Consider the following 12,900-nt stretch of genomic DNA (forward strand, 5'->3'; position numbering starts at 1 on the left):
ACCCCCCACCCATATCCCCGCCTCCCCTCTCCGGCGGCCGACTCAGGTTTGTAAAAGACACAGCCTCCCCCCCCACCCCCCGCCCCGCCCCGGCCCCCCCCCCCCCCCCCCGTTCCCCCCCTCCCCGCCCCCCCCCCGCCGCTCCGGCCGCCGCCGAACAGGGCCCGTCGGTCGCGCGCACCGCCTGGATGGGGCAGATCCCCGACGACACGAGCCTGTCGGCGCTGTCCATCCCCGGCACCCACGACACCGGCGCCTGGACCGGCTCCGTGTGGTCGCGCACGCAGGACCTCACCCTCACCGAACAGCTCGACTCCGGGGTGCGTTTCCTCGACGTGCGCACCCGCCACTACCGGGACGCCTTCCCCATCCACCATGGTGTCGAGTACCTGAACCTGAACTTCACCGACGTGGTGACCGACATCGGCGACTTCCTAGACGAGAACCCCTCAGAGACCGTGCTCATGCGGATGAAGAAGGAGCACACCGAGGAGGAGAACACCCGGTCCTACGAACAGACCCTGGACCACTACGTCGAGGAGAACCCGGACACCCGGGACATCCTGACCGAACGCCTGTGGGCGCCGGAACAGGGCGTGGACCGCGTGCCGGACCTCGGCGAGGTCCGCGGCCGCATCGTCATCGTGCAGGACTTCTCCGCTTCCCGGGACTACGGCGTCCACTGGAACGGCTCATCCCTGGACATCCAGGACGACTACCGGGTGCCCACGCTCTTCGACATCCCCGCCAAGTGGGAGAAGGCCCGCACCCACTTCGAGCGGACCGCCTCGGGCGCAGACGACGTCCTTTACGTCAACCACCTCAGCGGCAGCGGAGCCCCCTTCGCGAACCCGCGCGAGGTCGCCCTGGGCGGGTTGGGCATCCGGGGTGTGAACCCCCGCGCCGTCGACCACCTGCGCCCCGTGGAGGCGCCCCGCACGGGTGTGGTGGTCATGGACTTCCCCAGCCAGGAACTGACCGACCTCGTCATCGCCCACAACCCCGGCTGAGCCGTTCGCGGAGGGGCAGTGGGTGGAGGGGGCAGTGGTGGGCGTCAAAGCTCCGCTGCCCCTGCCCGCTGCCCTCTCCGATCGAAGCCCCGCTCGGAGGCTCGGCGCCCACAGCACGTGGCCCGACAGCAGAGCGCGCAAGGTGCGCTCGAAGGCAGCCGGGGTGGAATTCGTCCCTGCTGGGTGGTGGCGGCCAGCACCTCCACTGAAGCGGTCGGTTCGGCCCCCGCCCGGTCGTCATAGGCAGGCGGGTCGTCGGCCGACCGGTCACACCGCCCCCGGCTGGGGCTGACCCCGGGTGGCAGCAGTGCGGCCCGGGGGGGGCGACGCACCCTGCCCCAGAAGGAAACGGGTACGAAGGGGCGGCCGGTGCGGATCACCCGTCCACCGCGTTCCGCACCGGCGCTCACGCGTTGCGCGCGGGTCCAGAGTACGGACTCCGGCATGTCCCGGGTGGGTGAATCCGGCAAGTTCTCCGCGACGATGCGACGCGGAACGGAACCCACCTTTATGTCGTAGATTTCCGATTTGACCCCTTCTCCATCGAACCGTTCGCCCACCCGGTCACCATGGCTGAACCCCTGCACCTGGGAGTGCGCGGCGTCAGCTTCGCCTCGAGCGACCCTTTCGTGGCCCTGTGGCCTGCGGGCTCGCGGCTCAGGTGATCCCGGTCGAACGCGCGGCGATGGGATGGTAAGCACGCTCCAGCCCCTCAAGGGCGTCCGTGACCATGGCACCGAGGCTGTTGCGGATGTGGGAGCGCACCAGGTCGGCCGCGGCCGCACCGTCGCCGACGATCACGAGCTCCAGGATCCTGTGGTGCTGGTTCAGGTCGATGGTGCGCGGCTCGGCACCAGCGGGCAGCTCGAGCCCGATCCGCCGGTACCGGTCGGCCTTGTCCCACAGGTCGTCCAGCAGTCTGATCATCACCTTGTTGTGGGAAGCGGCGTAGATCGACCGGTGGAAGGCCCGATGCGTCGCGATGGCCTCCTCACCCCAGGTGCGGGTGACCGGCAGCAACTGGTCGGCCGCTGCCCTCATCGTGGCGATCTCCTCCTCCGTCCTGCGCAGGGCGGCGAGCTCGGTGGCCGAGGGTTCCAGCGAGAAGCGGACCTCCAGCAGTTCGCGAGCCTCGGAGGCGCTCATGGGCGCCACGCGCACGTCGCGGTGGGCGTCCATCACGACCCACTCCTCGCTGACCAGTCGCCGGATCGCCTCCCGCAGAGGGGTGATGCTCATCCCCAGTTCCTCGGCCAGTTCGTACTGCGACAGGCGTGATCCCGGGGCGAGCTCGCCGGAGGTGATGCGGCGGCGCAGTTCGGTGTAGGCCAGCCCGCCCTTGCTGGAGAAGGTCCTCGCGCTGGCCATCATGACCTCTCTCACAGAATCCTCAGTCACGGGCTTGTGACCCCCGTCTCACTCAGCATAGACTCCGCCGTACTTATAAGGGTCTTATAAGACATCGTTCGACAGGAGGAAGTCTATGAGAATCGTTTCCGCCCACGCCGGCACCATCCCGATCAGCTCGTCGATGCGCAACGCCTACATCGACTTCAGCAAGATGGACTGCACGATCCTGGCGCTGGTCAGTGACGTGGTGGTCGACGGCAAACCGCTGGTGGGCTACGGCTTCAACTCCAACGGCCGTTACAACGCCACGGCCATCCTGAACGAGCGGATGCTGCCGCGGTTGCGCGACGCCACGCCCGAGGAGCTGCTGGACGAGAACGGTGAACTCTCACCCGCCCGGGCTTGGGAGGTCATGATGCGCAACGAGAAGCCCGGTGGACACGGAGAACGCTCCGTCGCCGTCGGTGTGGTGGACATGGCGCTGCACGACCTCGCCGCCAAGGCAGCGGGCGTGCCGCTGTACCGGTGGATCTCCGATCACTACGGTGACGGCGAACCCGATCAGGACGTCTTCGTCTACGCCGCTGGCGGCTACTACGCACCCGGCAAGACCCTGAGTGACCTGCAGGACGAGATGCGGGGCTTCCTCGACGCCGGGTACGAGATCGTCAAGATGAAGATCGGCGGCGCCGACCTGACGGAGGACCTCAAGCGCATCGAGGCGGTCATCGACGTCCTGGGCGGTGACGGATCCCGCCTGATGGTGGACGTCAACGGCAAGTTCGACCTACGGACGGCGCTGGACTACGGCCAGGCCATCGAGCAGTACGGCCTCTTCTGGTACGAGGAGGTCGGCGACCCCCTGGACTACGGTCTGAACGCGACGCTGTCGGAGAACTACCGCCATCCCATCGCGACCGGCGAGAACCTCTTCTCGTTGCAGGACGCCCGGAACCTGATCCGCTATGGCGGGATGCGCCCGGACCGCGACTTCATCCAGGTCGACCCCGCGCTGAGCTACGGACTGACGGAGTACCGCCGGGTCCTGGCCATGCTCGCCCAGCACGGCTGGTCCTCCCGCCGGTGCGTCCCGCACGGCGGGCACCAGTTCTCGCTGCACATCGCCGCGGCCCTCAAGCTCGGCGGCAACGAGTCCTACCCCGGTGAGTTCCAGCCCACGGGTGGCTTCACCGACGACGCGGTGATCGCCCGCGGGCGTGTGGCGCCGGGTGACCTCCCGGGCATCGGTCTCGAGGGCAAGGCGAGGTTCCACGAGGTCCTCCGGGGCCTGCACGTCTGACCTCCCAGACCCCGGCGGCTCCCAACCGACCGTGGGTACGGGAGTGCCCGCTCCCGCCATCGCACAGGACCGCCCGCCACGCGTGCGCGACCATCGAAGCAGCCATGCCGGGAAGGGGCTCCGGTCCCGCGACTGAAACGGGTTCTCCGTCCTCCCTCGCGGAGTACCCGAGGTCACGGTCCCCCATGACCTGTTCGTCCGACTCCACCCGAACCGATCTGCGGCAAGTCGAGCCGAGCCGAAGACCAGAGAAGGTACAGCAATGGCAAACTCCTATCCGCAGTCCCTATGGGGCAACCTGTGGGACTCACACCGGCAGATCAAAGAGCTGCTGACGTTCTCGACGCGAAGGACGCCGCGGCGGACGGAGCGGGTGGCAGCGGCCACGGGCGAGGGCGGCGGCTCCGCCGAAGCCCGGGGCGAACGCCGGGGTCCAGAATCAGCCGAAGGGTCCGACGGGCCTGACGGGCCCGACGGGACCCAAGGGTCCGACCCCGGGTACACGCCCGCCCGGATCATCGGTCTGATCCTCGGACCGCTGCTGTTCGTGACGACGCTGCTCTTCTTCCACCCCGAGGGACTCTCCCCGGAGGGCAGGGCGGTCCTGGCCACCACCCTCTGGGTGGCGACGTGGTGGATCACCGAGGCGATCCCCATCCCGGTCACGTCCCTGCTTCCCATCGTGCTCCTGCCGCTGTCCGGCGCGCTGGACGGGGACGCCGTGGTCTCGGCCTATGGCAACGACATCATCTTCCTGTTCCTCGGGGGATTCTCGATCGCGATCGCCATGGAGAAATGGAACCTCCATCAGCGCATCGCCCTCACGATCGTCGCGGCGATCGGCACGAGCCCGCGCCGCATCATTCTCGGATTCATGGTCGCGACCGGATTCCTGTCGATGTGGGTCTCCAACACGGCCGCCACCATGATGATGATCCCGGTCGGCCTGGCCGTCGCCTATCAGGCCGCCCGTTCGCTGCGGGGTGGAGAGTTCGCCGACGACCTGTCGAAGTTCGAGAAGTCCATGGTCTTCGGCATCGGTTACGCGGCCACCATCGGCGGCCTCGGCACCCTGATCGGCACACCGCCACTGGCCATTCTCGCCGCGACCTCCGGGGAGCTCTTCGGCCAGACCATCTCGTTCGGCGGTTGGATGGTGTTCGGCGTTCCCATCGTCGTCGCCCTCCTGGCCTTCACGTGGTTCTACCTGACGAGCATCAAGTTCAGGGTCCGGTTCAAGCACCTTCCCGGCGGCCGGGAGATCATCCGGGAGGAGAAGAGGGCTCTCGGCGCAATGTCCGCGGAGGAGAAGGTCGTGCTCGGCGTCTTCCTCGGGGCGGCGTTCATGTGGGTGTCCCGGTCCTTCCTCTGGGAGGGCTTGCTTCCGGGCATCAGCGACGGAGTGATCGCGATCATCGCGACGGTGACCCTGTTCATGCTGCCGACTCGCGGTGGGAGGGACAAGAGGATCCTCCAGTGGGAGGACTCGAAGAGGATCCCGTGGGGAATCCTCCTGCTGTTCGGCGGCGGACTGGCCATCGCGGCCGGATTCGTCGACACCGGCCTCTCCTCGTGGATCGGCGAGCAACTGCGCATGCTCGACGGGGTCAGCGTGGTGCTGATCATCGTCATCGCCACCACACTCGTGCTGCTCCTGACCGAGATCACCTCGAACGCCGCGACGGCGACGATGATCCTCCCGGTCATGGCCGCCTTCGCGATCTCGCTGAACATTCACCCGTACGCGCTGATGGTCCCCTGCGCGATGGCCGCGAACTGCGCGTTCATGCTCCCGGTGGGTACCCCGCCGAACGCCATCATGTTCGGCACCGGGAAACTGACCATCATCGAGATGGTCAAGGTCGGCTTCTGGCTGAACTGGGTCGCGCTCGCACTCATCGTCATGGGGGTCCTCTACATGCTGCCGTGGATGTGGGGCATCGACCTGATGTCCACTCCCCCCGCGTTCCAGTGACCGTCCACCCGGCCGCGCCCCTCGATCCACGCGGTCGTGACGCCCGTGGCACCGGTGGAGTCCGGGCAGACACTGTCCTCACCTCGCCGTGATAGAGGCACGGACGAACGCGACGAACACCCCTGAGGCCCACTCGAGCTGATCACGGGTCCGGTCCCATCGGCCGGACAGGTCTGCCCGAGGATGAGTCGCCGGGCTCTTCGGCCGGGCTCCGACCAGGTCGGCTTCCGGTCGACGGCGTGTACGGCGCCAGCGGTGGCCAGGCGCGGAGCCCCTGGTGGTACTGGCCTCTCCCCCACCAGGGGCTCCGGCCGAAGCCGCAGATCGTGGGCGCCGCCCCCGCGCGGAGCCGAGACCGTTGATGGTCCGGCGGGAGCGCGTCCGGGGCGCGGCGCTCGGTCGCCCGCCGGTGGCGTGGTCACTGCACGGACCAGCCGCCGTCGGAGGCCAGCACGACGCCGTTGACGTTGTCACTGTCGTCGCTGAGCAGCCACGTGATCGACGCGGCGAGCTTGTCCGCGTCGGCGACCTGCGGGATGAGGCTCATGAACGCGCCGATGCGGGCCTTGCCGAACTCCGACCCGAAGGTGCCGTCGATCCCCGTCGCCACCGGTCCCGGGGCAACCGCGTTGACTCTGACACCGTGCGGTCCGTACATGAACGCCGAGCTGCGCGTGATGCCGACGACGGCGTGCTTGGAGGCCGTGTAGGCCACCCCGGCCGCGTTGCCGCGCAGCGCCGCCTCGGAGGCGACGTTGACGATCGAGCCCCGACCGGCGGCGAGCATGGCCGGGACCACGGCGCGCGAGAGCTTGAAGGTGCCGTCGACGTTGACAGCGAAGACCCTCTCCCAGGTCTGGTCGCTCACTTCGTGCAGGGGCGACATGTCGTCCATGATCCCGGCGACGTTGGCCAGGCCGTCCACGCGCTCCCCCGCCGCCTCGACGATCCTCGCCACGTCCTGGTCGCCGGTGATGTCGGCCGCGACCGGCACGACCGTGCCGTCGGGCGACGCGTCGACCAGGCTCTGGAGGCGGTCCTGCGCGATGTCCACGGCGACGACGCGCCCACCCTCGCGCACGATCCGCGCGGCGGTGGCGCGGCCGATCCCGGAGCCCGCCCCGGTGACCACGACCGTGCGCCCGGCGAACCTCGCACCGGTGGTGGGCGCCTCGGGCTCGTCCGCCACGTCGGGGACGACCCCGCCGTTGGCGCGGAGCACGAGTTCGTCGACGAGCTCCTGCGGGAAGCGGTCCCCGGCGATCTCGACGAGCTTGGCCAGGGAGAGCTTGCCGACGGGGCGCAGCGCGTCGGCGTCCTGTCCCGACCCTTCCAGTAGTTCACGCAGGACCGGCCCTCCGGCGGGGTGGGCGAGCCACTCCTCCACGGTGTTCGCGGCGGTGACGGGTCCGTCGTTCGCGGTCATGTCTTCTCCTGTGTCTCGGCGCTTGCGGGGCCGGGCTGTCGTTTGGCGGACGTGGCTCTGGAGGCCGCGCACGGTCGAAGGGACGGCGGGCCGATCGAACGTCCACGCGGTACGTGGTGTTCAGGCTCCGCTGGTGACCGTGCGTGCGGGCGGGGTCGCTTCGGGCTCGGGCGCGGGCTCGGTCTCACCAGGCACGGGGGCGGCCACACGCTTGGGCAGGAAGGCCGCGACGACGAGGGCCGAGAGCGCTGCCAGAGCACCCATGCCCAGGATCAACACGAAGGCGTTCTGAGCGGGGAACACCTCACCGCCCGCGGTCATGGTCACGTTGGCGATGACGACCCCGGCCACGGCGCTGGCCACGGAGGTACCGATGGAGCGCATGAGGGTGTTGAGGCTGTTGGCTGCGGCCGTCTCGGACCGGGGCACGGCTCCCATGACCAGTGCGGGCATGGCGCCGTAGGCCAGGCCGACACCCGCGCCGACGACGGTGGAGGCGATCATGAGCTGCCAGACGCCGGACATGAGCAACAGGCTCAGGCCGTAGCCGAGACCGACCAGCAGGGCGCCGCACATCAGCGTGGTCTTTGGTCCCCTTGTCCGGGAGATGCGTGCCGAGAGCGGGGACATCGCCATCATGACCAGACCGTTCGGGGCCATCACCAGCCCCGCGACCAGGATCGTCTGACCGAACCCGTAACCGGTGACCTCCGGTAGCTGGAGGAGCTGCGGAATGACCAGGGACATGGCGAACATGGAGAACCCGAACACGAGGGAGGCGATGTTCGTGAGCAGGACCTGACGGCGCACGCTGGTGCGCAGGTCGACCAGCGGGTGGGGAACGCGCAGCTCCCACCAGCCCCACACCAGGAGCACCACCGCCGCGGCGGCGAGCATGGCACCCGGTACACCGCTGCCCCAGCCCCAGTCCGAGCCCTTGGAGATCGCCAGCAGCAGAAGGAGAAGGGCGACGGACAGCCCCAGCGAACCGATCAGATCGAAGGTCCCCCCACTACGAACCCCGGAATCGGGAACCAGGGTCCGGACCAGGACGGCTCCCGCTGCTGCCAGCACGGCGGCCGCCCAGAAGAGCAGGTGCCAGTCGGCCACCTGCGCGACGAGCGCGGCGGCGGGCAGGCCGAGCGCGCCGCCCACACCGAGGGACGCGCTCATCAGGGCGGTCGCCCCGCCGAGGCGCTCGGGTGGCAGTTCGTCGCGCATGATGCTGATGCCCAGCGGGATGACCCCGGCCGCCAGCCCCTGGAGGGCGCGCCCCACGACCATCGGTACCAGGCTGCTGGCGAGCGCGCAGGTCAGCGATCCCACCACGAGGACCGCCAGGCTGAACAGGAGCATGCGGCGCTTGCCGTACATGTCGCCCAGGCGTCCCACGGTGGGGGTGGCGACCGCGGCGGCGAGCAGGGTGGCGGTGATCGCCCACGCCGTGTCCCCGGGGGTGGCTCCCAGCAGGCCGGGCAGGACCGGAACGAGGGGAATGACCAGGGTCTGCATGAGCGAGACGACGATGCCGCAGAAGGCCAGGACACAGACGATCACGTTCGGCCTGGCACCAGACCGCTCGACCGGTGGACTGGCATGCACATGAGTCATCGAGCAGGAACCCCCGTGTTCGGACACGCGAAAGCGCCGACATTTAAGTCAGGCGCTTGACTTACGATAACAGTAAGCACACGGCGGTTCCACGCCGGACGACGAGTGAGGACCCGAGACCACCATGCGGAACGCGGACCGATCCGGCGACGGCCCGATCAGGCGTCGGCCACCCACGCCCCAGGGGGTGTACGCGGTCCACAACCCGGCGCGGCCCCTGAACGCGGGCGGATCCCCGAGGTCGGTGGAGCTGAGGGGTCGCGCGGGGCGGATGTCGGTACCGTGGTTGGCATGAGTGACAGGGTGGCGAGGTCGGAGCGGGTCGCGGCTACACGGGAGACGATCCTGCTGACCGCCGAGCGGTTGTTCGCCGAGCACGGTGTGGCCGGCGTGTCCAACCGTCAGATCAGCCAGGAGGCGGGCCAGGGCAACAACACGGCGGTCTCCTACCACTTCGGTTCCAAGGAGGGGCTGGTGCGCGCGATCGTGCGCCAGCACACCGAGCAGATCGAGGGCGCGCGGGGCAGGATGGTGGCGCGGATCGACGGCTCGAACGAGGTTAGGGACTGGGTGGGATGCACGGTCGAGCCCCTGGCCCTACATCTGGAAGACCTGGGCTCACCCTCCTGGTACGGGCGCTTCAGCGCCCAGGTCCTGGCGGATCCGGTGTACCGGGAGATCGCGGCGAGCGAGGCCCTGGACTCACCCTCGCTCGCTCGGGCGGGGGAAGAGCTGCGCAGGTGCCTTCCCGACCTGCCGACGGAGGTTCGACTGGAACGCCAGGCGATGACCCGCCAGCTCATCGTGCACACCATCGCTGAGCGGGAGCAGGCCGTGGCAGCGGGCAACACCACCTCGTGGAGCTCCTGGTCCCGGACCGCGGTTGGCCTGACTGACGCGCTCACCGGCCTGTGGACTGCTCCGGTCACCCGCGTCCTGGTCTGATTCCTCCGGCGCGAACCACGCGCCCCCGCCGACCGCGTGGTCGTGCGCCGACGCTCCCGGGCCCCCGGCTGGTCAGGCGACCCGGACGCCTCGACCAAACGGGAGTTCGTCTCGCCACCCGGATCAAGAGTGGGGCCCGGCGCCGTGCGCGACTCGCTGTTCATCCTGGACGCCCTGCATGCCCGGGACGGTGGCCCCAAACCGGCCGGTCGACGGGTAATACGTGCGGCGCCCGGTCGGTTCAGGCTTCGGGGATCTCGATGCTTGCCGTTTCGAGCGTGAGATCGGCCGGTTCGGGGCCGCCCCGCACTCCCCGGTCGAGTGCGTTGATCGAGGCGAGCTCCTCGGCGGTGAGCTCGAAGTCGAAGACGTCGAAGTTCTCCTGGATCCGGTGCGGCTTGACGGACTTGGGGATTGCGGAGCGGCCCTGCTGCAGGTGCCAGCGCAGCATCACCTGGGCCGGGGTCTTGGCGTGCGCGGAGGCGATCTGCGCGATGGTGGGGTCGTCCATGACGTTGATGCGGTCCTCGCCCCAGCCCGGGTAGAACGTGATGCCGCCAATCGGGGACCACGCCTGGGTGAGCACTCCGTGGGCGGCGTCGGCCCGCTGGACGTCGGGCTGGGTGAAGTAGGGGTGCAGCTCGCTCTGGTTGAGGGCGGGTACGACGTCGGTCCGGGCGATCAGGCGCTCCAGGTGCTCGGGGGCGAAGTTGCTGACGCCGATCGCGCGGACCCTGCCCTGGTCCAGGAGCTTCTCCAGGGCCTGGTAGGCGTCGACGGTCAGGTCGAACCGGGACGGGAAGGGCTGGTGCAGGATGAACAGGTCGATCACGTCGAGGCCGAGCTTGCCGGCGCCCTTGTCGAAGGCGTGCAGGGTCGCGTCGTAGCCGAATTCGTCGAGCCAGACCTTGGTCTCGACGAAGTACTCCTCGCGCGCCAGACCCGACTGGCGCAGGGCCTGGCCGACCTCGCGTTCGTTGCCGTAGCTGGCCGCGGTGTCGATGAGCCGGTACCCGGTCTCGAGCGCCGTGGTGACCGCGCTGACGGTCTCCTCGGGAGGGGACTGGAAGACGCCGAGCCCGAGGGCGGGCATCTCGATACCGTTGTTGAGCGTGATGGTGTGCATGTCCTCGACCTTAGGAAGTTGACGGATGGTCAGGCAGGGCGTGTCAGTACCCCGTCTGGCAAAAACCCCTTCACGGTTGGGTGGCGAAGCTGCGGCTGAACCCCTGCCCTGAGCGAACGAGGTCGCGTGCGCCGTCCAACCGGGTGTTCTCATAGCGTGCGAGTGCACCTGGGACCGTCGCCGAATCCGCGGCGGCGAGTTCGCGGGAGAGCCAGGCCGCGTCTTGGAGCGAGGCGGCGAAACCGCTGCCCGTCATCGGGGTGGGCACGTGTGCGGCGTTGCCCACGATCGCCAGGCGCCCGGCGGCCAGGCGTCGCGGGACGTACTCGGCGATCGGGACGCCGGTCACCTCCCGGCGGTCGATGCTGTCGATGATCGCTTCCGCCCGGGGAGAGGGCCAGTGCCGTCGCGCCTGCAGGACCAGTTCGCGGTAGACGGGATCGGGGATGGCGGAGGCGCGCAGGGAGTGCCGCACCACACGGCCCGCGACGCTCCCCGTGGAGCGCATCAGGTCGTTGCGGGTGGCGTCGTACCAGGCCCAGCCCAGAGTGCGTCCGCCCTCGTGCGGCATCGGGTACCCGAGCAGGTAGTGCGGTCCGCTCGCCTCGATGAACAAACCCGGCGCCGTGCGCGGCACCCCGCGCAGGGACGCCTCCTCGGTCTGGCCGATCCACAGCGCGTAGCCGGCGTAGGAGGCGTCGGGGTGCTCGGGCACGAGTGTGCGGCGCACGAGACTGCGGTGGCCGTCGGCTCCCACGACGAGGTCGGCGGCGAAGGTGCGGCCGTCGTCTGTGTCGGCCCAGGCAGAGTGCTCATTCTGGTTAATGGCGGTCACGCGCGTGCTGTGGTGCAAGGAGACGAGCGGCTCGTCCTCGACCGCCCGGCGCAGCCCTTCGCGCAGGACCGTCCACGGCATGGGGTCCGCCGCCCGGCGGCCCCGCCCGCGGGGGTTCGCCGTTCCCAGGGCCGTGCGGGCGTGGCGGTCTCCGATGACGGGTGCGAGTTCGGCGAAGGCGGCCGACAGGGCGCCGCCGGTGCGGGGGGCCGGGCCGCTGCGTTCGAGCACCTGGGCGCGGCAGCCGACCAGGGCCAGGGCCAGGGCCGTGGTCAGCCCGGCCAGGGAACCGCCCACGACGACGGCCCGCGGCCGGTCGTGGTGGCGGGGTTCGGACATGGGTGTCCCCTTTCCTCGGGACCCGGGCCGACCGGCCTGGAGCAGGTCGGCCCGCGGTGAAGACGCTCAGGCCTCGTCGATGGTCAGGTCGATCACCAGGGGCGTGACGTCGACGGGCTCGGGGCCGCCCCGGCGGCCGGTGTCCAGCTCGGCGATCGCGGCGAGGTCGTCGGCATCGAGCTCGAAGCCGAAGACGTCGATGTTCTGGGCGATGTGGGCGGGGTCGATCGACTTGGGGATGACCACGCGCCCCTGCTGCAGATGCCAGCGCAGAACCACCTGGGCGGCGGACCTACCGTGACGTGCGGCGATGGCGCCGATGACGTCGTTGGCCAGCGGGTCCAGCTCCGGGTCGGGTTCGGGGCTGTTGGCGTTGAACCCGCACAGCGGCGACCAGGACTGCGTGATGATGCCGTGTCGCGTGTTCAGGGCCTGCAGGTCGCGCTGCTGGAAGAAGGGGTGCAGCTCGACCTGGTTGACGGCCGGTACGATCCCGGTGCGCTCGACGAAGCCGTCGAGCGTCTGGGCCGTGTGGTTGCTGACACCGATCGCCCGCACCCGCCCCTCGGCGAGCAGCCGCTCGGCGGCCCGGTAGGCGTCCAGGGTGCGCTCGGCACGCGCCGGGTAGGGCCAGTGGATCAGCCACAGGTCGAGGTAGTCGGTTCCGAGTTTGGCCAGGCTCGTGTCGAAGGCGCGCAGGGCGCTGTCGTAGCCGTGGTCGGTCATCCACAGCTTGGTGGTGAGGAAGACGTCCTCGCGCGAGACCCCGGAAGCGCGGATCCCCTCGCCGACGCCGCGCTCGTTGAAGTAGGCGGCCGCGGTGTCGACCAGTCGGTAGCCGCCCTGCAGTGCCGTGCGCACCGCACCGGCGGTGGCCTCCCCGGCGGCGTAGGTGCCCATGCCGAGCACGGGCATCCGGACACCGTTGTTCAAGGTGATGTGGGTGTTCATCGGGAAATCCTTCTCCGTGTCGTTGAGCGGTC

The 12,900-nt window shown here is 69.6% G+C and carries 10 protein-coding genes; 4 read left to right on the plus strand and 6 right to left on the minus strand.

The genetic code is table 11. From position 1 onward, the window contains the following. Positions 1 to 188: 188 nt before the first annotated feature. The gene (locus ADX84_RS16735; protein ID WP_049575302.1) at positions 189 to 1,010 is read left to right on the plus strand and encodes a phosphatidylinositol-specific phospholipase C; all 822 of its coding nucleotides are present in this window, start codon (positions 189 to 191) and stop codon (positions 1,008 to 1,010) included. Between the two features lie 657 nt (positions 1,011 to 1,667). Here the strand turns inward: ADX84_RS16735 and ADX84_RS16740 are convergent. Then, positions 1,668 to 2,378, minus strand: coding sequence for a GntR family transcriptional regulator (locus ADX84_RS16740; protein ID WP_049575406.1), 711 nt, complete (start codon positions 2,376 to 2,378; stop codon positions 1,668 to 1,670). A gap of 115 nt (positions 2,379 to 2,493) precedes the next feature. Here ADX84_RS16740 and ADX84_RS16745 point away from each other — a divergent pair, with 115 nt between their 5' ends. Continuing rightward, entirely contained in the window at positions 2,494 to 3,660 is a 1,167-nt protein-coding gene (locus ADX84_RS16745) for an enolase C-terminal domain-like protein (protein ID WP_049575305.1), read from the plus strand. 262 nt (positions 3,661 to 3,922) lie between these two features. Then, entirely contained in the window at positions 3,923 to 5,635 is a 1,713-nt protein-coding gene (locus tag ADX84_RS16750; protein WP_049575309.1) for a DASS family sodium-coupled anion symporter, read from the plus strand. A 418-nt stretch (positions 5,636 to 6,053) separates the two neighbouring features. Here the strand turns inward: ADX84_RS16750 and ADX84_RS16755 are convergent, their stop codons facing one another. Together ADX84_RS16755 and ADX84_RS16760 are read right to left on the minus strand one after the other, a co-directional pair. Then, positions 6,054 to 7,061 (minus strand): SDR family NAD(P)-dependent oxidoreductase, encoded by a 1,008-nt coding sequence (locus ADX84_RS16755; RefSeq protein WP_049575315.1) that lies wholly within the window; start codon positions 7,059 to 7,061, stop codon positions 6,054 to 6,056. Between the two features lie 120 nt (positions 7,062 to 7,181). Further along, complete coding sequence (locus tag ADX84_RS16760) at positions 7,182 to 8,618, minus strand: MFS transporter (RefSeq protein ID WP_156208115.1); 1,437 nt, start codon at positions 8,616 to 8,618, stop codon at positions 7,182 to 7,184. Between the two features lie 345 nt (positions 8,619 to 8,963). Between ADX84_RS16760 and ADX84_RS16765 the strand changes: the two genes are divergently transcribed. Next, positions 8,964 to 9,617 carry a TetR/AcrR family transcriptional regulator gene (locus ADX84_RS16765; RefSeq protein WP_049575322.1) on the plus strand — a complete coding sequence of 218 codons (654 nt, stop codon included), beginning with the start codon at positions 8,964 to 8,966 and terminating at the stop codon, positions 9,615 to 9,617. Positions 9,618 to 9,858: 241 nt separating this feature from the next. Here the strand turns inward: ADX84_RS16765 and ADX84_RS16770 are convergent, their stop codons facing one another. From ADX84_RS16770 to ADX84_RS16780, 3 genes are all read right to left on the minus strand, one after another. Beyond that, complete coding sequence (locus ADX84_RS16770) at positions 9,859 to 10,743, minus strand: aldo/keto reductase (RefSeq protein ID WP_049575325.1); 885 nt, start codon at positions 10,741 to 10,743, stop codon at positions 9,859 to 9,861. A 70-nt stretch (positions 10,744 to 10,813) separates the two neighbouring features. Further along, positions 10,814 to 11,917 (minus strand): FAD-dependent monooxygenase, encoded by a 1,104-nt coding sequence (locus ADX84_RS16775; RefSeq protein ID WP_049575335.1) that lies wholly within the window; start codon positions 11,915 to 11,917, stop codon positions 10,814 to 10,816. A 66-nt stretch (positions 11,918 to 11,983) separates the two neighbouring features. Further along, a complete protein-coding gene (locus ADX84_RS16780) occupies positions 11,984 to 12,868 on the minus strand; it encodes an aldo/keto reductase (RefSeq protein ID WP_049575337.1) in 885 nt (294 codons plus the stop codon). Positions 12,869 to 12,900: the final 32 nt, after the last annotated feature.

Origin of the sequence: Nocardiopsis sp. SBT366 (genome assembly GCF_001083815.1) — a bacterium.
In the GTDB taxonomy this organism is placed as follows: domain Bacteria; phylum Actinomycetota; class Actinomycetes; order Streptosporangiales; family Streptosporangiaceae; genus Nocardiopsis; species Nocardiopsis prasina.

Excerpts from the sequence above, each read along its gene's own strand:
- ADX84_RS16735 (WP_049575302.1), top strand. The coding sequence starts at position 189 with ATGGGGCAGATCCCCGACGACACGAGCCTGTCGGCGCTGTCCATCCCC.
- ADX84_RS16740 (WP_049575406.1), bottom strand. The coding sequence starts at position 2,378 with ATGGCCAGCGCGAGGACCTTCTCCAGCAAGGGCGGGCTGGCCTACACC.
- ADX84_RS16745 (WP_049575305.1), top strand. The coding sequence starts at position 2,494 with ATGAGAATCGTTTCCGCCCACGCCGGCACCATCCCGATCAGCTCGTCG.
- ADX84_RS16750 (WP_049575309.1), top strand. The coding sequence starts at position 3,923 with ATGGCAAACTCCTATCCGCAGTCCCTATGGGGCAACCTGTGGGACTCA.
- ADX84_RS16755 (WP_049575315.1), bottom strand. The coding sequence starts at position 7,061 with ATGACCGCGAACGACGGACCCGTCACCGCCGCGAACACCGTGGAGGAG.
- ADX84_RS16765 (WP_049575322.1), top strand. The coding sequence starts at position 8,964 with ATGAGTGACAGGGTGGCGAGGTCGGAGCGGGTCGCGGCTACACGGGAG.
- ADX84_RS16770 (WP_049575325.1), bottom strand. The coding sequence starts at position 10,743 with ATGCACACCATCACGCTCAACAACGGTATCGAGATGCCCGCCCTCGGG.
- ADX84_RS16775 (WP_049575335.1), bottom strand. The coding sequence starts at position 11,917 with ATGTCCGAACCCCGCCACCACGACCGGCCGCGGGCCGTCGTCGTGGGC.
- ADX84_RS16780 (WP_049575337.1), bottom strand. The coding sequence starts at position 12,868 with ATGAACACCCACATCACCTTGAACAACGGTGTCCGGATGCCCGTGCTC.